The sequence below is a fragment of the Chitinophaga sp. 05T412 genome (assembly GCF_056396465.1).
The window spans coordinates 618,645-641,728 of record NZ_JBFTLN010000002.1 but is presented as its reverse complement, the minus strand read 5'-3'; the positions used below and the strand labels follow the sequence as shown (position 1 = coordinate 641,728).

Below are 23,084 nucleotides of genomic sequence, written 5' to 3'. Positions count from 1 at the left end.
TTTATTTGGAAGATGTGAAGGAGGCCCTTCAGCTGCATTATTTTTTCACGATGCGTGCTGCCCATCCACCACCGATGTTCATTACCACCGGCACTTTGGAATTTCTATCAACAGTAATTTCTTCCATCTTATAATCCTGTGCATTTCTATCTGCATTGATACCATCTTTCCAGATGTGCATAGTATAAGTACCTTCCGGCAGGAAGCTGCAATCCAGCGTTAACGTACGTGCGGAGAAGTTAGTCATACCGCCCACGTACCAGTCGCCATTAGTGGCTTTGCGGGTAGTGAGGATATAATTCCCTACACTGGCCTGTTGTACAAGAGTGGTATCCCATACAGTAGGAACGGCTTGCAGGAACTGCATACATTCCGGTTCTTTGTAATAGTGGGTAGGATTATCTGCCAGCATTTGCAACGGGCTTTCAAATACCACATACATGGCCAGTTGATGGCAACGGGTACCCATGCTCATGGGGTTGGTCCAATGAGGCGCCCAGTCGTCTTTTTGTGCATTTAGCATGGCGCCGGGTGTATAGTCAGCCGGGCCGGCCGCCATACGGATAAAAGGAAAGGTGACATTGTGCTCAGGTGAAATAGATTTGCTGTCGTCGCCTTTGCTTTGCTCCAGTCCATATACGCCTTCAAAGGAAATTACGTTGGGGTAAGTACGTTGTAAACCTGCTGGTTTATGTGCACCGTGGAAATCTACCAGCATTTTGTGTGCAGCAGCGGCTTGGGCCACTCTTTCGTAGAAATTGACCATCTGCTGATCATCCCGCTGCATAAAGTCTACTTTAATACCCTTTACGCCCCACTTGGAGAAGAGGTTGAGCGAGGCATCCAGTTCATGATCCAGTGCCAGCCAATTGGCCCATAACACGATGCCTACTTTTTTAGCGGCTGCATAACTGGATAGTTCTTCCATATCCATATCTGGTGCTACTTTCAGGAGACTTCTGGTATCACTCCAGCCTTCGTCCAGCACCACGTATTCGAGGCCGTATTTAGCCGCAAAATCAATGTAATATTTGTAAGTGGCGGTGTTCACACCGGCACGGAAATCTACGCCGTATACGTTGTTGTTATTCCACCAGTCCCAGATGGCTTTACCGGGCTTCACCCAGCTATAGTCGCCGGTAGAAGGCGCTGCCAGCTGATAAGGCAATTCATTTACAAGGAGGTCTTTATCTTCTGGTGCAATCATGACAATGCGCCATGGGAGTTCTGCGGCGTCCTCTTTTTTAGCAATAAAATTTTCGCGGGTTTCTACGTGTTCATCGCGGTCGGAGGTGGCTACTTTTTTAATCGGGTAGTTAGGGAATACCGCGTGGATGGTATTACCACCATCACCTTTCAGCCACATGCCGGCATGATTGAGCAATGCCGTTTCTGTAACGAGGATCTTTACACCATCTACACTAAATAAAGCGGGGAGGCTGGCCAGGCTTTGTTTTTCCTTGATCTGATTAATTGCCAGGTGATGATAAAGGCGCTCATTATGGGAGAAGAAGCCATCTTCTACAGGGTACCAGGCGCTGTCTTTAGGCTGGAAGGAGAAGTTAGCCGTTTCATTGGTGACTTGCCAGGCGCCTTTGGTATTCACCAGCCAGCGCCATGCGATACCATTGTTATAGGCGCGCCATTGCAGCGCAAAACGATTTTTAAAGTTGAGTTGTAGCTGGTCGTAATGATCGTCGATGGTAGCAAACTTCTGTCTAACTACCGGGTGAAGTAGTTGTGATACGGTGCTGGTTTTGGTACTGGCCACTTTCCACGGCCCATCCGGCGCAATGGAGGTGGAGAGTCCAACAATAGCCGGTTGTAGCAGCGCTTTTCCGTTGTACGATAATGCATATCGTATACTATCTTTTACGGATATACGTAATTCCGTTTTACCATCCGGCGAACGTAATGTGTATTCCTGCGCCACTGCAGCCATGCTGCCGGTAGAGGCTATCCATGCAAGCAGCCATCCTTTTAATTTCATCATCCCTTATTTAAAGTTGTAGAAGGGTTGAAATTACTCGTTATTTTATAAAAAGCAACGGGCAACAAATGGATGGCTGCCTGTAAGTATTGTTAGCGATCTACCGGTGTAGCATTTTTAATGAAGAATAATCCGTCTAATACATCGGTCCATACGGCGGTTCCAGGAATATAGTCCATGAGCATACCTGATGCAGGCTTACCTTTTAAAGACTGATAGTTGGTAAAGCTATATTTATAGCCGGTTTTAGACAGCGTGGCTTCTATGCTGTTAGGGTCCAATGGGGAAATAGTTTGCAGCTTGCCGTCATTGAAATCGATGAAGGTGCCTGCTCCCGCTGTAAATCCAATAGTGTAAGCCGCTTTGCCGAAGTGTTTGTGAACAGTTACTCCCAGTGGTGCATAGGTAGAGAAGAAGCCATTTATAGGATCTATCGCTGTTTTGATGCCCTGGGTACTTTTAGATACGTGTACGTTATGTGCCCATACAATGATCTTTTTACCGGGATATACTTTTTCTGCCAGCCAGATGATGTTCTCCGCCATCTGCAGATCCCGCACGGCCATTTCATTGCCGGATACCATGTCCCAATAGCGCAGTGCTTCAGATTCAATACTAGCCACTACGCGGTACCAGAAGCCACCGGAGTTGATGAAATGGTTGTCTGGTGTTACGTCATCCGGCGATAAAGATTTCTTTAAAGCAGCCAGTTCACGGAAGAAGGTTTTTTTCTCGTCTTCTGCCGGACGATAAGCTCTGGAAGCCATGGTGGCTACGGATAGCTTCTTGAAAATTTCCCAGTCGGTACCTAACAGGGAAGGATTCCTTTCTTTCAGAAAATTTTCAAAATCGGGGAACAACAGCGTTTTCGCTTTTTCTCCGGAATGCTGACTTTCAAAACCGGTCACCGTCAATTCATCCGGCTGGTGCACTTTCGATTGTATATAATCGAACAAAGGAAACATCTGTTTACTCTGTGCATACATGTAAAATAAACTGCCGGGAATTTCTTTTTGGAAAGGGCTGCCATGAAGGGTGTTTTCCCAGATGCGGGCCATGTCATAGAACCCGCTCTCAAACGCCAGCACGCTGAATCCTAACTGCTCATGAAGGTATTTAATGAGTCTTGTTTTGGCTAGATAAGTTGATCCTTCCCCGTGTGTTTGTTCTCCCAACAAAACAATACGGGTATCGCCGATGGCGGTCTTGATACTTTCGAGATCAGAAAAATCAGTATCAGCGGGATCAATAGAGCGGATCTCCGCGATATTTTTTTTAGGAATTTGTTGCTGGCTGCTACAGGGTAAGGCTAGCAACAAGAAGCCGGCCAGTAGCCGGTTTATACGGGTAGGGGACATAGTAGTGATTTTGAGCTTGTAAACTTAATCGTTCATTTGGACATTTTTGCAACGGCAGAGCTCTTTTGCAGATTAAATGTGATGGGTGGTATTTTTTGAATCCGGTTGCTGGAAATTCTACCACTTGTTGTATATTAGGTGCAGATTATTAGGAACCATATCTATCTGCCGTTGAGTGTTCAACCCGTGTTATTTCAACAGGCAGCTCCTGAATAATTTCATGTTGAAGTATTGGCCCATATCATTTTCAAGCGCCGGAACCGGCTGCTGATAAAGGATATATTGTTTATAACCATATTTAAAACCGTAAAAGCTGCGAAATGTCATTGTATACGCACACCTCATTTTCTATTGGTGATCACCAGTTCACCTCTTTTCATTCCCTGGAACTACAGCAAACCATTAGTGGACATCATGCCTTTGAAATTATGATTGGCTACGACTGGCTTACCAAATTAGGGAAAGGCCTGTTCAGCGCCAGTAAAGAATTTTTGGGCAAGGAAATTTCCATCTCCATAAAACCAGTAGAAGCCAATGGCGTATATAAACCGTTAATTTTTAATGGCATTGTAAGCGGGATCAGCATGGGCAAAGCCAGTGATGGCACCCATGGCTTTTGTATTATCAAAGGACATAGTATTACTATGCTTTTGGAAGATGATGAACACATTGCCTGTTTCGAACAAAAAACATTATCCGCCATTGTTACGGAAGCGCTGAAGGGATGCGGACCTTACGCCAAATCCCCTTCCATAGATCCGGCCACCACCGATGCGCTCAAGTACATTGTGCAATACAAGGAAACTACCTACCAGTTTGTATCACGACTGGCCGCCCGCTTCGGGGAATGGTTTTTCTATGATGGAGAAAAAGTAGTGTTTGGCAACTATCGCCCGCAAAAAACAACCCTCACGCACCAGGTAGACCTGATCGACTTTCATCTCGACCTCACCGTGAAGTCCAATAACAGCTGCCTGCATGCGTTTGAGTACCGCCAAAATCAGGCAGTCAGCAATGATACCAATACGGCAGCGGCAGGTAACCTCGACGTATATACGAGCCATATGAAAGAAGTGAGCGAACGACTCTACAAGAAAACTTCTCTTTATAACCTGAACCAGGCCGTGGCCAGCGGTGCTAAAGCACAACTGGATAAATATACTACCCTGCAAAAGAAAGGAAAGTTGTCGCAGATGGCCGTACTGAAAGGTACCAGCCAGCAAAGCGCCCTGCGCATCGGGGATATTATTTCCGTGAATGAATCAGTGCTGTCGCAGGAGCACCACGGTGAATTTGTGATTACCCAACTGACACATCACTGCACCGAAAACGGATTGTATAAAAATACGTTCGAAGCTATTCCTGCTGCAGCAGCCATGCCTACGGTGAATGTTGGGCTGATACCCCTTTGCGAGCCACAAAGTGCGGTAGTGACAKATAATAACGACCCCAAAGGACTGGGCCGCGTACGCGTGAAATTCCAGTGGCAGCAACAAGGCAGTACCCCTTGGTTACGCATTGTATCACCGCATGGAGGCGCCGATAAAGGCTTTTACTTTATCCCCGAAACAGGAGAAGAGGTATGGGTGGATTTTGAAGCCGGCAATGCCGAGGCCCCGTTGGTCATGGGAACGGTGTATAACGGTAACGCCAAAACGAGTTTCGGCGACGCACAGAATAACCTGAAAGTCATTAAAACACGCAGTGGCCACATTATCCGCCTCGATGATACCGACGGTGCCGAAAGTATTACCATCACGGATAAATCCGGCAATATCGTTACGCTGGACACCAGCGCCCAAAGCATCAATATCAGCGCACCAGAGAATATTACTGTCAATGCAAAAAATATCAGCTTCACCGCTAAAGAGAATATTCAGGTGAGCGCCGGCAAAAATATTTCACAAACCGCCACCAAAGATTTTAGTCTGCTGGCTGCTAACATCAAAGAAGTGGCGGATGATACGCTGCAGCGCACCGCTAAAAGTATAGAGAAAACAGCCGAGAAAGTGAGCATGAACAGCACAAAAGAAAATATTGAAATGCACAGCGCTAAACAAATTGTGAATAAAAGCGGCGACAAAGCAAAAATGTTTTAACCCTATCAGCTGATCACATGGGAAATATAATTTCTGTAGCGAAAACAATTGTAGAGCATTCGGAGCAGTCTGTTACCTACGCCACCAACGGCGATATCAGCCTGAATGCCGCCAACCAGGTGAAATTGAAAAGCACCGATAAAATTGTTTACGATAAGTATAAAGCACCGGAGCAAAAGGAAAAAGAACTCAAAAAATTCCTGATACATGTCAGAAGACCCGCCGACTACAAAGGCGAATATGGTTTCGACTGGGTCCGGGATGAATATATTTATCCACTCTTCTTCATAGAACGGGATAATAACGGTAGCTCCTGTATGAGTAACCTTCCCCTGGCAGATAATGTAGCAGCCGTGAAAAGCACTTATCTGAAAGATGTGAAAAGCCCGGTAAAGCCTTATGGGAAAGACTATTACCCAGCATGGCTATCGCTTTTTCCGCATACCACCGCGGCGCAGTTTAAGCACGGTTCATCTATGAATAAAAACGGCGCGCAACTGGATCTGGAACTGGAGGAAATTGAGGAAGTCATCAACGATGGTACGGAGATTATCTTCGAAAGCAAAAATCCACACCTGAAAGTAAGCCCGCAGAAAATAAGTATCGGCGCATTGATCGGCACCGGTAAGAAGAAGAAGTTTTTACCCGGCGGAGTAAAAGTGATGTACTATACCCTGAAAGCCGCCATCAATGTGGTGAATAACGATGCCCCATTGTCGCAGCACGAAGAAGTAAAAATTTTCGCGAAGCTGGGTAACAAGAAAACCGAAGTAGGAAAACTGATGGTATACCAGAACAATGAAATTCCTAAAATGGAATTGGTGCTGGTGCGGGTAGGCTACCGTGGTACCAGTATGGCTACCATTGAGCAAAAACACGTAAAGGACTTTGAATACCAGTTTAAAAGAAACTCTTTTAATCAGGCCCTTATCAGAGCAGAACTAAAGACAGATACATCTTTCGAAATCAGTACCCTCCCCTCTACGGACATGGACGTGGTTTTCTGCCTGGATAATTTATCACTCCAGAACCGGCCTTTCTCGACAGATACCTATCTGCATGACATCATCAGGCTATACGAGAAATATGGTATGCACAAGCCTGCTGGTGGAAGTATTGACGGCGATGCAAACAAACGCACCTACATATTCCTGACAGACGCTCCTGCTGGTACCCTCTTGGGCTTAACCTCCGGCGAAGGTAACGTTGCGAAGGAATTTCAATGGGGAAATGCGTACGTGATATTCCTGGATGGATTGAATCACCGGCATACACTCCTGCACGAAGCCGGCCACTCATTGAGCTTGCAGCACACCTTTAGCGCTGGTTCGCCATTGGAAGGCCTTACACCACCGCCGTTTACTTTCTTCCAGGGCCATACAGATAATATCATGGACTACACCTGGCAGAAGAATGGCAACCGTAACCCTTTTGAAACAGGAGATAAAATGTGCTCGTTTTTCAAATGGCAATGGGATATCATGAGAAAGGACAGAAGTTTAACTACAAATTATTAGTATGGGCAAATATTTGTTCCCCCTTGTATTCCTGCTGCTGGTAAGCGCCTGCGCAACTGCACAAACACCTACTGCCAATAATGCCCTGGACTGGGTGAAGTTTGGCGTGAGTTCCATGGGCGTACGTGCAAAATATAAAATTACGGTTCACACACTGGAACGTACCTGGCTGGATACCAACGGTCCTAAGGTTGATTCTGCCGTGGTAAAGCAATCGGCCGAACAGTGGCAGCAAAGCCGGTTTATCATGGATTCCATTCCCTCACTGTTGTTCACCGCAGGCAATACGGCGAAATGGGGATGCGTGTATTGCCATGATCAACCTGCAGTAATGATAGAGCTGGGATTTACCAACCGTCCGCCGCTGTACTACGAAATAGATTCCGATACCAGCGCATTGCCGGTATCCGTGCGGAAATACGTGAATGACGTGCTGGTACAAACCAGCCGTTTGATAGCAAAAGATATTCATAAAAAGAAGTCGTAGCCATATGAATCACTCATCCGTAGCGGCAAATGCCTTCCGCTTTAACCCAATACATCTGAACAGGACCTATGGCGTTACGTATATCTTCCATACCGCTGGTGCACAGCAAACCATCAGCTATGAAATAACGGTATGCTGTATACGAAAACAACCGGGACCGCAGTTCCTCTTTGAAATCAATAAAGGACAGGTATATATCGATGACCAGGCACCGGAAAAAATGATCGATAAGCTGGCAGAAAGCTGTGGCCGCGTATTGTACCCACTGCAGATCACCGTGAATGAAGCCGGACAATTTACTGCGGTGGCCAACCAGGAGCAAATCGCTGCGGCCTGGGAGGAAGCTAAGCCCGGGATCACCCAGTATTATACCGGTAAGGTAACGGACGACATCGTGGAATACATGGACCTCGCGGTAAGCAGCCATGCACATATTTATCAGTCGCTTTGCCGCGATTGGTTTATGTCGCTTTATTTTTCCAATGTATACCAGGGGAGCGATATCATAGAACGACCTATCACCGCCGCTTTGCCGGTGATGCCGTATACGGCGCCGGTGACTTTTGCTGTAACGCAAAAGCCGGTGCAGCATCATACGGATAGTGGCTGTCTTATTCTCCAGCAAAAAGGCACCTGCAACGATCCCCGCAGTGTGGAAGACCTGCAACAGGAAAAAGACCTGCCACTGTCGCAGCACATGCAGGGCATACATACGCCACTGAAAGGAAGCATGGACATCGTGTATAAACTATATCACCAGGACTATTCCATCAATGCCATCATCGGCCACTGTCACATGGAATCAGGTGCAGAGAAGAAAATCAGCTTCTCTATTTATCACCTGCGGGAAAAAGATAAAGCGCCGGCACCCACGATGAAGGTGGTAATGACTGATACACCATCCGAAACAAACGAACAAAAGAAAAGCTTCTTTTCATCATTATTCAAGCGTGGATAAAATCAGGATATGAGCGAAAAACATTTGGTCTGCCAGGGAGCCATCTGCCAGTGCAAGTTTGGGACTACTCCCGATAAACTAAAAGTAAAGAGCCAGCAGGTACACTATATCAATGATAAAGATGGTGCGGAAAAGCCGTTGGGCAATACCAAAGATATTGGTCAGCCCTTCGAAGCCAACACTTTTGGCAGCTGCAAAAAAATGAATAACAATCCCTGCAAAGTGGCCATCACCGCCTGGAGCGGGTTCTATGATAAAGTAGTACTGCCGGGAGGTAGTAATATTTTATTGGAAGATAGCAAAGGCACCTGTGCCATTGGTGGTAAAGACTGTATCGACATCACCTTCCATGGGCAAACCGCCGACATGACACAAAAAGATGCGGAAAAAGCCGATAAAGAAGTACAATCACATCTCAACCCCATGGTGGATGTGCAAAAAGTAGAAGAAGATTTATTCCTGATTAAACTGCCACAGGGGCAGCCATTCTAAAATAGCAGCCATGTCTGATAATAAAAAATTGGTTGTTACCATTCCGGCTACCAAAGGAACTGTTGACGCCAAAAAATCTACTGCCGTATTAAATGAAGCAGGATCTATACGTGCAGAAATGACTAGTATCACCACCATGGTGGAGAAGATACCTGCGCCCACAAAAATTACGATCCCCATGAAGGCGCCGGCCGCCAATAAGCCCGCCTATCAGTGGATTTGGTCTATGTTGCGTACGCTCACTTTCAAAAAAACAGATGTGAACGACGCGCTGAAAGGACCGCTCGTATATGCCAACTTCCCTAAAATAGTAGAAGGTGGCGGGCTCGCCTGGATAGAGCCGATTTTAGGTGAACAGGAACCTACCAACTCCGCTACCCATGGCTATTTCGTTGCTGCCAAAGGAAAGCCGGCATTCCTCTCTGCCGAATGGCGGGAGTATTCGCCCAACAACGATGGCGCTATCATTACCGGCAGCGCCAGAAAATTCCGGGAAAGCGTACAACTGCATATCTATACCCAGGCGATGTATGGCCAGGAAATTAAAATATTCCTGATGGACCACGACACCACCTCCGCTGATGATGACCTGCCGCCATGGGAACGTACCGATGGTAAAGCAGACATCGAAAAAGGAAAGCAAACCCCCAACGATGCCATCAAACATTTCACGCGGCAGGTGAAAATTACCAAGATATTAAATGATGAAACCACCCGCGGCGCAAAGCAGGTAACCGACTATGTGTTAAAAGATAAAGACGGCAAGAAAACCGCTAAAATTGCCGCCGATGGTACCATTACCTACGAAGCCTTTGTACAAAAAGTCATCATCGATGTGTTTATTGACGACCTCTGGAAACCCGGCGCCGGAGAAAGCCTGAAAATATACCCGGTATTGAAAAACAAGACTGGTAAGATTTCCAAGTCTTTGACGAGTGCTTTTATCACCGTTACAGAAGATGAGAAAATAAAAGAATCTCCCCTGATGTATGGCGGTAATAAACCCGTGATAGTGGGAGATATTCCCACCAATTCGCAACGGTTCCAGCCCTGCAAATACAGCAGGATCACGGTGGAAAGCAAAGATGATGGACTACAAACCATCTTCGATGAAAATATACTGGATTTCAAACCATCAGAAAATCTGACGTTTAATATCGTAGCCGGCGGCGGCCCCGCTAAAAAAACGATCAAATTAAAGGTGGAAAACCTGGTAACACATGCGGAAGAATGTACCGCCACTCCCAAGCATAAAGATCATGTGATAGACCTGACCAGCTTCCTGGCAAAAGGATATAAGAAAGAAGATGAGAAGGCCGGCGTAAAGCGGCCGGGAGAAAGCGACAGCGCCGCCAAAGGAAAAGTGGAAGTAAAGCTGAATAACTACAAGTATAAACGGGATACCAGCAGCTCTTTTTCGGGCGTCATCAAATCATCCGATACAGAACTGGAATTTGATGCCGAGTATAAATACATGCCGGAAGGTCTCGATAAAGTAGAACTGGCCAAAAGAGTACTGGGCTATATCTGGATTCCCGCAGCCCAGGTAGATCATTTCCCGGTGACCATACAAACCTGTCGCTGGAAACATGCCATCGACTTTGCCATATACCCCGACATCAAATGGACCGCCGCCCTGGCATTTAACATGGAGGCCTCCGATTTTGAAGCGCTGAAAACCAAGTTTGCTGCGGATAACAAAGGGAAAGGTATTGGTAACGCCATGCAACGGTTTACCATGAAGCGACTGGAGTCCGTAGAAAAATTAGGTGAAGCAGCGAAGAAAAAATTTGACAGACCCAATGCGGAGCTGGATAAAGCGAATGAAGATTTTGGTAACGACCTGGGCAAAATGTTTGCCCTCAAGAAAGATAAAGCGGAAGCACCTACGCCCACTAAAGCGAAGGGTAAGCTGGCAGAGCTGATTGAGCTGATGAAGGAGTTCGACTTCTCCATCAAGGCAGAATGGAACAATGGCGGAGATAGCATTGATCCGTTGGAAGACCTGGTCATGAAATACTTCCGCATCCTGCGGGGCGCGCTCAAATTGCTGAAGGAAGGGCAAAATATTATTGGCGGAAATTACACAAACAAAGCCGATACCAGCGGTGATGATGGTAAGGACCCGGACGAATTTGTAAAGAAGAACCAGGGTTCGGAAGACAAAAGCATACAAGAGCTGGTGCAACGCATGCAGCGGAAGCCTTTTGAATACGAACTGGAGTTCCCGAAATTGGGATTGGCGGCCTCGTGGTATTATGAAACCATGCCCCCGCTTAACAGCGACAGCCAGCTATGGGGCGCCGGCCGCACTATCCTGATTAAACTGGATGCCAAGCCGTTGGTGGGTATCAGCCTGAAATGGGATTTCCTGGAGCTGCTTTGTCGCCGGCATCCCATCGCTTATATTGTATTGAAAGCGGTAGATGGACTGTTATACATTTTTGCAGATAAGAAAAGCTCCGTTGATCTTAGTGTAACCGTTACCGGTAAAATAGATATGGAGGCCTCCTTTAAGCATAACAGCATTGGGGGAAATGTATTTACCCGTGAAAAGGGTAGCTCTGCCAAAAAAGAACAGCTGATCAAGGGAGGCGCTTCTATTTCCGTGAAAGTAGAATGTAAATTATACCTCGCCAAAACCGCCACCGTATTTCAGACTAAAGTAATGGTAGCACTGGGCCTGGGCCTGGAAGGGACTGCCGGCCTGGGACTGCAGGCTAGTCTTGGTTCCGATGAAGACGGTCTATATATGGCACTGGATTTGATTTTCGAAGGCATAAAAATTGAGGTATATGTAACCGTGGACGTGAATGTGAGTGAGAAAACCAAAGAGGTGAAGAAAAAACCTGCGGAGAGTACCACGGAAGTAGCTACTACAGATGCCAACAAACCAGATAAATACAAAGACGTGGCAGACGCCCATCCTAAAGCATCTTTCGAAGTAGGGATTGATGAAAAGAAGGTGTCGTTGCCGAAAATATATCTAACAAAAAAAGAAGAGAACGGATGAGGAAATTATCCATAGTATGTTCACTGATTTTAATGATTGCCCTGCAGAGCTGCGGGCAGGGAACAAATGCAAATAAAGAAACTATGAACCAGGGTATCAAAGAAAAATATCTCAACAGCTATAAAGGGATAAAAAAATACGACTATAATCCGCGCTTTTACCTGGATTTCAATAGCTACAACTGCACCTATGAAGTACTGATAAATGATATGCCCGCATATTCGTTTTACGGCTCGGGGAATCAGGGTGGGGCAGTTTTTCCGGTATCTTCCCTTATTCTCAAAAGCGGAGAACAAAAGATCACCATTCGGGTATTTCCCAAAGTAGATGACAACGATAAAATGTCGCCGTTCTTACTGGCAAAGAATTGTGGTCTGGAAGTGAAGGTAGTGGCGGGCGACGACGACAAGGAAACGCCAAAGGAATATAAGCAGCTGTTTCGTTACAAAATGCCGGAAGTACAGATGGATAGCGTGCCTTACCTGGAGTTTACAGGCGTATTTGAAGCAACAACGCCTTACCGGCTCAAAGGCTGGACCGAAAGCCAGGACCTGAAAAAAGAAGACAAAGCACAGCTCACAAAAGAAGTACTGGCATTTTATGCTAAGTATCGTCAGCTGATGGCAGACGGCAAAATGGACGAGATAGCCGGATTGATATACAACCGCGAAGTAGAAATAGAGCAGGCAATGTTCCAGAATAAGCCCAGCGATGCCACTGATACCTGGAACCGCTTTGAAAAAATTAAAGGCTACCACCTGGATATGTTACCACTGGAGCATTATGAGTTGAAAATTTTTGGAGATGGGAAAGTCGTGGGGCTTATCCGGACAGACGATGAATTGAGGGGGGAATCGGCGATAACTGGTATTGCAGATAATAAGTACAAAATTTATAGCCTGCTGCTGCATAAACCAGTTGGCAGCAATCAATTGCAGGTAATACGATAATGCATCTTTTTATAACAGCGGCCAGTATCCATTCGGATATTGGCCGCTGTTGTTTTAAAATCAAAATGTTTTGAGTAACGTTGTACTCCGCCTGATGAATGTGTGAGGTATCCAGGCCACCCTCTTTATTGGATTTTAAACACTCACTGATATGAATCTACGTTCAACGGCTATCATAGGAATGATAGCATTTGCCCTTGCCGCCTGCGGAGAAAAAAAAGTAGCTGAAACACCCGCTGCCGCAACTTTACCCCTTACCGGCACCTGGAAATTAGCCTATAGTAAATTGATTAAGAAAGGAGATACTTCCACCACCTACCCTGTACCGGGCAAGTCGCAGGAAATGATTAAGCTGTTTAATGGTTCTCACTTTGCTTTCTTTATGCATGATTTGGCCAAGGGAAAAGATACGGCGAATGTGGTCTACAGCTCTGGCGCCGGTACTTATACCCTGGTGGGCGATAAGTATGAAGAGCATCTGCAGTACTGTACCCACCGGGATTGGGAAGACAAAAATTTTTCTTTCACCCTGACTTTACAGAACGATACCCTGATACAAAAAGGGGTAGAGAAGATTGAAAGCATTGGCGTAGATCATGAAATAGTAGAAGCGTATATCCGTTTACGTTAAAATAATTTTTATATGAGTACAGCTATTCCCTTTCAGGCAATTGACTGGTCGGCTATTCCGGCTACTATTCATCCGGGTGACAGTGGTACTGCCCGTTGGCAAACCTTGCAGTTTCCCGGTCTGAGAATAAGGATTGTAGAGTATTCGCCTGGTTACCTGGCAGACCATTGGTGTCAGAAGGGCCATATTGTGCATTGTCTGCAGGGCGCATTTGTAAGTGAACTGGAGAATGGGGAAAGTGTGGAGTTGTCGGCGGGTATGAGTTATGTGGTATCTGATAATTTAAGTTCACATCGTTCTGTGTCGGCGGCAGGTGTAAAACTATTAATAGTAGATGGTGATTTTTTAAAGCCATAGCCTTTTTAAGTACGTAAAAAAGCGGAGATAGGTAGGGGTACTACTTATCTCCGCTTTTTTTTATTTGAAGTCATTTTTGGGGCCTTAAAACCGTCCTTTTTTAATGTAACCATTTGGTTACATTAATTCCGTTTGTTAATAAGCGTATTCTTGTCCTTAATAGCCATAGTGGCTAATCTGCATACTTTTTAAACATTCCTGCTTAACAAATGCTTAACCAGTTGTAACGTTTTATAGCATTACTTTTAAGTTAAGTTTTAAAAAAGGGGCTACAGATAAACCAATTTCAACCTAAGTGTTAAACCAGTAGAAAAGCAATTTTCTAGCACCGTACAACTTAAAATGTGTAATTAATTTTCCGAAACCACTCTCTTCAAAAAGGAAACGAGAATGCAACAAAACAACCAGGATGCAGTTCTTTTGGAACTGCTAAAGGATGGTAGTGCCGAAGCCTTTACCACCGTGTACAATAAGTACCACCGTATTTTGATGTCACTTGCCACAGACATGCTGAAAGATGACAGTAAGGCGGAAGACCTTATCCAGGAGTTTTTTATTGATTTCTGGCAGAAGAAATCCTTCCTTAAAATTGATGTAAATTATCAGAACCGGGACAGGGCCTCTATCATGAAGTGCTATCTGTATGCCAGCGTACGTAATCGCTGCCTGAACAAAATTACCCGCGAGAAGAAATTTACCAGCGTTATTCCGGACGAGCCATTTACACCGAATGATCCACTGGAAAGCAAGGAGATTTATACCCAGGTGAATACTGCCCTGACAAGGAAAGTGCCGCCTAAATCCTCTACTGCCTTCCGTTTGAGACATTATGATCAGAAAAGTCATAAGGAAATAGCGGAAGAAATGAACACCAGCATCCAAACAGTAAAGAACCAGATCGGAACTGCTGTAAAAATTTTACGCGGTTATTTTACTCCAGCCCACCTGTAAACCTCTCATCGCATTTAGCTGAAAGCAGAAAGCACAAAGCACAAAGCTATTTTAGCGATTGATCAGAGCGGATTTTGTCTTTGAACAGGATTAGTCTGATTATACTGATTTTATTTTGATTTTCTGGATTTAGTAAGATAATAAGTGGAAGAAAATATATCCGCTTCGATCTACTATTATCTTTTAAAATCGGAAAAAATATAATCGGTATAATCAGTATAATCAGACTAATCCTGTTCAAAGACAAAATCCGCTCTGATCAATCGCTAAAATAGCTTTGTGCTTTCTGCTTTGTGCCTTCTGCCTGTTAATATCCCGGGTTCAGGCTAATACCCGGATTGGCGGCTATTTCTGCATCCGGAATTGGTTGTAGCCTCCTGAAATCTGTCGTTTTCACATCTACATAAAATGATACCGCTTTTACACCCATATTCTGACGGGTGAAATCTACATTCGTACGGGTGAGGTCAAAGAATCGCAATCCCTCAAAGGCCAGCTCTTTCCGCCTTTCTGTAATGATAGCATTAATCAGCGCGGGACCAGTGTACGTATATGCTGCCTGGCTGGCATCGCGGGTTTGCGCCACTTTGTTTAAGTAAATCAGCGCATTGGCGTTATCACCTAAACGGGCATACGATTCTGACAACGTTAACAATACTTCTGCATACCTCAATATTTTTACTTCATCCCGATCTGTTTTATTGGCATTCTGATATTTGTTGACCATATATACCTGGTTGCCATTTCTTATCCCGTTGATGATCAGGCGGGTGCGGATGTCTGTAGCCGTATACAGCGCATAGGTATCATCTGTTACCAGCAAATCACCGAGGCCACTGGGCGAATAAAGATTATCAATTCCTTCTGCGCCATTGTTAGCAGTAGCGGAGTTGTTGATCTCAAAAATAGTTTCCAGTTTATCGGTTCGGGTAACAGCGGACCCCCAGTAGTTCTTGAAGCTGGTGGTATCTGCAGCCAGTGTATATCCGCCGTTTTGTACTACCAGTAACGCGGCATCCTTTGCGCGGGCGTAGTCACCTTTATACAAATAGGCCCTCGCCTGAAGCGCCTTGGCGGCATATTTGGCGATGAAATTGGAGTTGGTTACATGTATCGCGGGGGTAGTTTCCGGCATCAAATTATACGCGCTATCCAGGTCGCTGATCACCTGGGTGTATACTTCCGCCACGGTGTTCCTATCCGGCTTAATGAAAGCGCCGCCAATATCAGTTGACACCGTTACCAACGGCACACCGGCAGCAGCGGGATTAACAGTATAGGGCGTACCAAACCAGTTCACCAGGGTCAGGTAACACAATGCCCGGATGGCATAAGCTTCCCCTCTTAATTGATTAATGCTGTTGGTAGCAGTCAGTTTGGCGCCAATCACCCGGTTGGCCTGCAGTATGCTGTAATAGCTTTGTGACCACAACAGTTTGGCTTCTGAGCTGCCCGAATTAAAAGTATAGTTGTTGAGCGATAGCAACCGGCCGGAATTAGCACTGCTGATGTAGATATTGTCGGCCAGCAAATCACCCATCACCAGGGCATTTCGACCGAATATATAGTAGTTGTCCAGCGACCGGTACGTACCCGCAATAGTTTCCATCATATCAGTATCTGTTAAGATAGCTTTCTCTATAGAAACCGAAGTGGAAGGCTCTTCATCCAGAAAGGATTTGCCACAGGCCGATGCCAGCATTACTACCGCCAGCAATATGGATATATGTGTATGTTTATTTCTCATCAGTATAATAGTTTAGAGTCCAACGTTAATGCCTACTGTAAATGTTTTGTACTTCAGCATATTCTGGTAATCAAATCCGGAATAGCTGACCTCCGGATCAAATGGCAGCCTGTCGTCAAAGGTTTTGAGCCATAGGTTAGTGGCACGGGCATAGACGTGTAGTTTGTTGACACCCAGCCGGTTCACGAAACCAACGTTTTTGAAATCATAGCCAACACTGAGATTCTGCAGGCGGATATGATCGCCGCGGTACAACCGGTAAGTGCTCACAGAGTTATCCGTAGTGGGAGAGTATTTAGGCACATCTGTTTGCTGACCTTGCGTAGTCCAGCGTCTGTTGTAAATAAACTGATACTTGTTATAGTTGTAGTAGAGGCCAGAGGTGAAGTAGATATCTGATGCACCGTAAACATAATATCCCAAATTATACGTGAAGTCAACACCCAGGCTAATGCCTTTATAAGTGAATACGTTATTGAATCCACCTACGTACTTAGGAATAGATTGTTTGTTAAGTACCACATAGGCTGCCTTTGAAATATCGGTGGTAGTGGTAGCATGACCACCATCTGTGTAATATAAAGGGCTGCCGGTTTGCGGATCTACGCCGGCAAATTCTTTCATATAATAGTTATTGAAGCTGTAGCCTTCTTTCAGGTAGAACTGATCATTACGTTCATTGGTGCCTTTCGGTAATTTGGTGATCGCATTTTTGTTGAGGGCAATATTGAAATTGCTGTACCAGTTAAACTGCCGCGCCTTTACGATATCACCTTTCAGCGTAAATTCCCAGCCTTTGTTTACCATAGAACCTACGTTCTGACTTACCGCGCCAAAGCCAGTAGTGAGGGAGGTGGCCACAGAACGGATCAGACCATCAATGTTATTGTTGTAGTAATCTACGGTTAAAATAAAGCGATCATTCGCAAAGCCGATATCGGTGCCTGCATCAAATTTTTTGGAGGTTTCCCAACGCAGGTCTTTGCTGCCAATAATCGTGTACTGGTTACCGTTATATCCTGCATATCCGTACGTAGCGCCATAAGCAGCCTGTGGTATCCAGTCGTAGTTGCCGAGATTGGCGTTACCGGTGGTACCGTAGGACGATCTGATTTTTAGGGAAGAAAGAATATGTTGGAGGTGGAAGAAATTTTCCTCTTGTACATTCCAGGTGCCACCAACAGAATAGAAGTTTGCATTGCGGTGATCGGCAGGGAATCGGGAAGAGCCGTCTCTGCGGAAGGAACCACTGAGTGCATACTTGTTTTTATAATTCACGCTGGCATTGGAATACAGCGAAGTAAAAGCATAGTTGTTATACTGACCGAAAGCCGTAGTAGGTGTAGCCGCATTGCCCAGTGCGGTTAAGTCTTCATGCGCAGAAGGGAATCCGCTACCTACAGCCGCCAGCATGTATTTCTTTGATTTCTGCGCTTCATATCCTACAGATGCCAACACATAAAAGTTGTCATGCGCTGAAATATCATAGCGGTAATCGAGCTGGTTGCGGGTAAGCCAGTTAAAATAACGGGAGTAGTAATTTTTACTGGTACCGCCGGTGCCGCCGGCATTTACGCCATCGCCCATGGTGGGGTTCAGGAATACGGTTTCTTCCAATGTGTTATAGTCGATGCTGAAGTAGCTGGTGTAGGTTAACTGATCCCAGATATTCCATTTCAGGCGGGTGCTGCCTAACATACGGGTTTCCGATAAATACTTTTTATCATGCTGGGCAATCCATAACGGATTGTATACTGCCGGGAAGTTGGTGTTGCCGGAGGTACTGGTATTAATGGAGCCATCGTCTTTATAGGCCAGCTGAAACGGTGTTAATACCCTGGCTGCATAGGTAGGGTTGCCGGAGTATTGGGTGCTGTACGGCGTATTTTGCCCTACATTGGAAACGTTGATGCCGGTAGATAACTGAATACGTTTATTAATCTGGTGATCATAATTGAAAAGGCCGGATATTCTTTTAAAATCGGCGCCAATGGTGGTAGCTTGTTGATCAAAGTAACCTGCGGAGGCGAATAATTTTGATTTCTCTGTGCCGCCGTTGATGCTCACATTGTATTGTTGCTGGCGGCCGTTACGGGTTACCAGGTCGTACCAGTTATTACTTTTACCGCTGTTGATACCATATTTGTCAGACAGGTCCTTTATCTGTGCGGGTGTATAGTTGGCATTTGTCAGTGCTTCTTTGAACAGTTCTGCATATTGATCGGCTGTGAGTGGTTTGCCGGCATCCGGCAGGTTGATAGGGCTGGATTGACCTACTTCTGCATCGGCTCTGACAGCTGTTTTGCCCATTTTTCCTCTTTTGGTGGTAATAACGATTACGCCTGTACTACCGCGGGAACCGTACAATGCGGTGGCAGCAGCGTCTTTCAGTACATCAATGCTTTCGATGTCGTTTTGGTTGATGCCTGCCAGGGCGTTGGAAGTGGTAACAGTACCGGATAATGCGCCGGAGTTTACAATCATACCATCTACTACAATCAATGGGTCTGAAGATAACGACAATGAACCTACGCCGCGGATGCGGATATTGACATTTCCGCCGGGTTGGCCACTGGTCAGCGGTGCAGATACCCCTGCTATTTTTCCCTGCATGGATTGCATGAAGGTGGAGAAAGGTTTGTTTTCCAGTGCAGCGCCGCCAATGGTGCCAATGGCGCTGGTATTAGCGGCGCGGGTGGTGGTACGGTAGCCATCAGTGATCACTACTTCATCAAGGAGACGGCTGCCTGTTTTTAAATGTATGTTGAGATGACTGCCCGTAGCTTTCATCTGCTGCGGCACATAACCCATCATACTAAACAGGAGGGTGGCGCCTTGCGGAACGCGGGCAAATTGATAGTTACCATTGGCATCTGTGGTAGTGCCCTGCGTGGTGCCTTGTACTTTCACGGTAACACCGGGTACCGGGGAGCCGGTGCTGTCAGTAACGGTGCCGCTTACACGTATTGTATCCTGCGTGATGGAATGTGTAGCAGCAGATACCTTTATGCTGCATAAAAACAGCAGCAGCCAGGTAAGCTTTGCCATCAGGCGAAAGGTAGACAGGCCGGGCATTGTGGTGCCATGCGAAGCTTGGCGGCTACGCCTGGTTCGAAGGTGGAAAAACATATCTGGTATAGTTTTTTGATGAGCCGGCAATACAGGATGATTGCCAGCAATATTGGTTGATTGGCTTAATTGTTTTTCGTTCAAACACGGAGCATCGCATGCTAAAAGCACGTGCATATGCCGGTGTGGTGGAATCAGTTGACTGCTATTGCTTTTTAAACAGATTGCCCGGATCTTCTCTTTGCGCCTCGCATGCAGGATTTAAAAAGGCATAGTCAGGATTTGCATAACAACCGGTATGTCGGTTGTTTTCCTGGTAATAAAACTTTAATTGTTTACGAATATACATATTATTTGTAAACAAAAAACTATTTTGAAAAATTATTGAAACGCGCGGCCCTGCGGGAGTAAGTAGCGTCGGTTTTACCTTTAATCTGCTATGGATAGCCGATTTTGTGGATTTTAATACCCATAAACACGACTTTTGTTTACCTTGATAATCTTGTTTTGTATACAAAAAACAAGTATAATTGTAGTTTATATTATCACCTGCCAATCAACATCAGGCATCCGAACGGAACCTGGAACATTATTCCTCCTTTGAATTCATAATCGTAAAATTCATGTGCAACACGGAAAAACTGGTTAACGAAAAACAATCAACACGAACGATCATCCACAAAAAGAAAGCACTCCTGCTTTTGATCGCATGCAATATCCTGTCGCTGGCTACCTTCGCGCAGGTAAACAAGTGGTGCGCTGATAAAGCATTGATCAATCCACGCACGATCATCACCATTAAAGACGCCGCTAATCAGGTGAAATGGCTGGCACTGAAGCAGGAGGCCAACGAAAGTATCGACAGTAACAATACCACGCCAGACCTGACATTTACTATACAGGTACCACAGGAAGGGATATACGAAATAATGACGTACGCCAGTACCGAAATAGATTTGAATGAATTATTGAAGAAGGGCAACCTGCCCACTTCCTTTATTAAAATTCAGATAGATCAACAACGCCCTACTAAACGCATTCTGTTCGACTCCTGGAACCATGGCACACAAACCGCCGGGAAATTTGAACTCAGCGGCAAGTCCCAGCAAGTGAAAATATGGCTGCCTAAAGGCATCCGTCTTGAATGCATGGGTTGGAAAAGCTATGTCCCACCGGCCATACCGGAGCAAGCGTTGCACTATCAACCTGCTGTGCTTCCGCCTAGAAGCAGACCACGGTTATGGGTAAACGAACAAACGTTGCCACTCATCAAAGCCCGTCTTAATACAGGAGAAAATCAAGCCGCCTGGGAGAAAGTAAAACAACAGGCGCTTACCCCTTTTGTATTTCCTTTTAGCCGGGATAAAGAAATCGCCTATAGCGACGACATAGAAAAAACKGCCGAAACAAAAGCCTGCTATTATCTCATGACGGGAGATAAAAAAGTAGGGCGCGCCGCAGTGCAACTGATGTGCAGCTACCTGTCGGCGGTGGAATTTGGTAACGTGAAGTATGGAGATATTACCAGAGAAGTAGGTCGTGCTATTTACAAGGGCTCCCTGGTATACGATTGGTGCTACGATTTGTTGAGTGCAAAAGAAAAACAGCTGCTATATAAAAACCTGATGCGCCTCGCCAGGGAAATGGAAATTGGCTGGCCTCCATTTGACAACAGCGCTATTAATGGCCATGGCAATGAAGCGCAGGTGAGTCGCGACTTGCTGGCCATGAGTATCGCGATATACGACGAAGATCCACTGCCTTATCAGTACACTTCTTACGTTATCCTTGAACAACTGGTGCCCATGCGGAAGTTTGAGTATCAGTCGCCCCGGCACAATCAGGGGGTAGACTACGGCGCTTATCGTTTCGGCTGGGAAATGCACGCCGCCTGGCTGTATTACCGCATGACCGGCGCCCCGGTGTTTGACGAGAATATCAAAAATCTTCCCGCATATTGGTTATATATGCGCCTGCCCAATGGCGCTATGCTCCACGATGGCGATGTATTTAACGTGAACACCAACGGCAAACCTTTCTATTGGAAACAGCCGCAAACCATGTTGCTATGTTATGCCTATTCAAATAATCCATTGGTGAAAGGAGAGTTTGAAAGAGAAGGAGGGCTACCGGATAATCCCGTTTTATATCTCTTGTTAAATGATCCTGCATTGAAAGCGGAACGCAGTCCGGCAGCGCTACCGCTGACAAAAGATTTTGGACCCATACTGGGCTCCATGGTGGCCAGAACGGGCTGGGACAATACTCCCGCCAGCGCAGATGTCATTGCAGAAATAAAAGGAGGCGGCTATCATTTTGGAAATCATCAGCATGCCGATGCCGGTGACCTGCAAATCTATTACCATGGTATGCAGGTGGGTTGTATCGGGCTGTATTTGTCCTACGGAACGCCTTATGATTTCAACTTCAATAAACGTTCTATCTCCCACAGCATGATGCTGGCCAGAGATCCGGCGGAAYCGCTGTTATTCAGAACAGAAGCCAATGATGGCGGTTCCCGCTTCAGTCAGCGTTTCCCGGTTACGCCCGCGGAAACTATGTCTGATCCCTGGTTCGATTACGGCACCGTACAATCGGCGGATGAAGGACCATCTGCACAAACACCTGCCTATAGCTATTTTAAAGCCGATTTAACGGCGGCCTATGCTGCTAAGATGCGTGCGTATACCCGCGGCTTTTGCTTTCTGAATCTCGGCAGAGCAGACGTGCCGGCAGCTATCATCTTAACGGATGATATGACTACTGCCAAACCGGAGTTCAAAAAATACTGGCAAATCAATACGCTGAAACCACCCGTGGAAACGCCCACCGGCGTGAAGTTGCACAACGAGCTAAACGGCGTCACCGGTAATACCTATGTAGATATGCTGGTACCCGCTGCCGGGGATCGTCTGACAGAAATTCTCAGTGGTGAAAAAGCCAACAGCACCTTTGAGTTTCCATATAAAGTGAATTCCAATAAACCGGAAGCCAGCGCCTACCGCATCATGATTTCACCCAAATCAGCCAATAAGCGCGATCGTTTCCTTACCGTATTTCAAATGACGGCAGATGGTGTGGCGCCATTACCAGTAAGCTATTATGAAACCGGCGAAAGCTACATCATCACGCTCGCAGATCGAATTGTAGGAATGAGTGCCAGCACTGGTTTAGTACGCACAGGATTTAACCTGAAAGTACCTGCCGATAAAGAATACCAGGTGGTGCTAACCGGCATGGAGCCGGGATTCTGGCATATCGAAGGGGGAGAGATAAACAGGAATGTAAAAGTGATAGCAGGTAAGCATACGTTATTTTTCAAAGCCCGGGGAGGAACGTATCACATCACGCCCGGACGTGCCTATGAAGGGAGGTGAAAATTACGAATTACGAATTACGGATTTGTGGCTAGATGATAGCGGATATTATTCGCGTTTACCATCTAGCCACAAATCCGTAATTCGT

Annotated in this window: 15 protein-coding genes; 11 read left to right on the top strand and 4 right to left on the bottom strand. The window is 45.9% G+C overall.

Annotated elements, in window-relative coordinates:
* Window positions 1–37 precede the first annotated feature (37 nt).
* Window positions 38–1,993 (bottom strand): glycoside hydrolase family 97 protein, encoded by a 1,956-nt coding sequence (locus tag AC1DFM_RS06325; protein ID WP_477075851.1) that lies wholly within the window; start codon window positions 1,991–1,993, stop codon window positions 38–40.
* Window positions 1,994–2,082: 89 nt separating this feature from the next.
* Entirely contained in the window at window positions 2,083–3,348 is a 1,266-nt protein-coding gene (locus tag AC1DFM_RS06320) for an erythromycin esterase family protein (protein ID WP_477075850.1), read from the bottom strand.
* 320 nt (window positions 3,349–3,668) lie between these two features.
* On the opposite strand from AC1DFM_RS06320, the gene AC1DFM_RS06315 reads away from it, so the two are divergent.
* The 10 genes from AC1DFM_RS06315 to AC1DFM_RS06270 all read left to right on the top strand — a co-directional run bounded on the left by AC1DFM_RS06315 (window position 3,669) and on the right by AC1DFM_RS06270 (window position 14,803).
* The gene (locus AC1DFM_RS06315; protein WP_477075849.1) at window positions 3,669–5,447 is read left to right on the top strand and encodes a type VI secretion system Vgr family protein; all 1,779 of its coding nucleotides are present in this window, start codon (window positions 3,669–3,671) and stop codon (window positions 5,445–5,447) included.
* 17 nt (window positions 5,448–5,464) lie between these two features.
* The gene (locus AC1DFM_RS06310; RefSeq protein WP_477075848.1) at window positions 5,465–6,964 is read left to right on the top strand and encodes a hypothetical protein; all 1,500 of its coding nucleotides are present in this window, start codon (window positions 5,465–5,467) and stop codon (window positions 6,962–6,964) included.
* Window position 6,965: 1 nt separating this feature from the next.
* Window positions 6,966–7,451 (top strand): hypothetical protein, encoded by a 486-nt coding sequence (locus AC1DFM_RS06305; RefSeq protein ID WP_477075847.1) that lies wholly within the window; start codon window positions 6,966–6,968, stop codon window positions 7,449–7,451.
* Between the two features lie 4 nt (window positions 7,452–7,455).
* A complete protein-coding gene (locus tag AC1DFM_RS06300; protein ID WP_477075846.1) occupies window positions 7,456–8,409 on the top strand; it encodes a hypothetical protein in 954 nt (317 codons plus the stop codon).
* Between the two features lie 9 nt (window positions 8,410–8,418).
* Entirely contained in the window at window positions 8,419–8,901 is a 483-nt protein-coding gene (locus AC1DFM_RS06295; protein WP_477075845.1) for a DUF4280 domain-containing protein, read from the top strand.
* 10 nt (window positions 8,902–8,911) lie between these two features.
* A complete protein-coding gene (locus tag AC1DFM_RS06290; protein ID WP_477075844.1) occupies window positions 8,912–11,914 on the top strand; it encodes a hypothetical protein in 3,003 nt (1,000 codons plus the stop codon).
* Between the two features lie 83 nt (window positions 11,915–11,997).
* The gene (locus tag AC1DFM_RS06285; protein ID WP_477075843.1) at window positions 11,998–12,864 is read left to right on the top strand and encodes a hypothetical protein; all 867 of its coding nucleotides are present in this window, start codon (window positions 11,998–12,000) and stop codon (window positions 12,862–12,864) included.
* A 151-nt stretch (window positions 12,865–13,015) separates the two neighbouring features.
* Window positions 13,016–13,495, top strand: coding sequence for a hypothetical protein (locus AC1DFM_RS06280; protein ID WP_477075842.1), 480 nt, complete (start codon window positions 13,016–13,018; stop codon window positions 13,493–13,495).
* 12 nt (window positions 13,496–13,507) lie between these two features.
* Window positions 13,508–13,852: a DHCW motif cupin fold protein gene (locus tag AC1DFM_RS06275; protein ID WP_477075841.1), complete on the top strand. Its 345-nt coding sequence runs from the start codon at window positions 13,508–13,510 to the stop codon at window positions 13,850–13,852.
* A gap of 390 nt (window positions 13,853–14,242) precedes the next feature.
* Window positions 14,243–14,803, top strand: a complete 561-nt coding sequence (locus tag AC1DFM_RS06270; protein ID WP_477075840.1) for an RNA polymerase sigma factor — start codon at window positions 14,243–14,245, stop codon at window positions 14,801–14,803.
* A 307-nt stretch (window positions 14,804–15,110) separates the two neighbouring features.
* Here the strand turns inward: AC1DFM_RS06270 and AC1DFM_RS06265 are convergent, their stop codons facing one another.
* Both AC1DFM_RS06265 and AC1DFM_RS06260 read right to left on the bottom strand, forming a co-directional pair.
* Window positions 15,111–16,550 carry a RagB/SusD family nutrient uptake outer membrane protein gene (locus AC1DFM_RS06265; protein ID WP_477075839.1) on the bottom strand — a complete coding sequence of 480 codons (1,440 nt, stop codon included), beginning with the start codon at window positions 16,548–16,550 and terminating at the stop codon, window positions 15,111–15,113.
* A 12-nt stretch (window positions 16,551–16,562) separates the two neighbouring features.
* The gene (locus AC1DFM_RS06260) at window positions 16,563–19,598 is read right to left on the bottom strand and encodes a SusC/RagA family TonB-linked outer membrane protein (protein WP_477075838.1); all 3,036 of its coding nucleotides are present in this window, start codon (window positions 19,596–19,598) and stop codon (window positions 16,563–16,565) included.
* Window positions 19,599–20,242: 644 nt separating this feature from the next.
* Here AC1DFM_RS06260 and AC1DFM_RS06255 point away from each other — a divergent pair.
* Window positions 20,243–22,996, top strand: coding sequence for a hypothetical protein (locus AC1DFM_RS06255; protein ID WP_477075837.1), 2,754 nt, complete (start codon window positions 20,243–20,245; stop codon window positions 22,994–22,996).
* Window positions 22,997–23,084 lie beyond the last annotated feature (88 nt).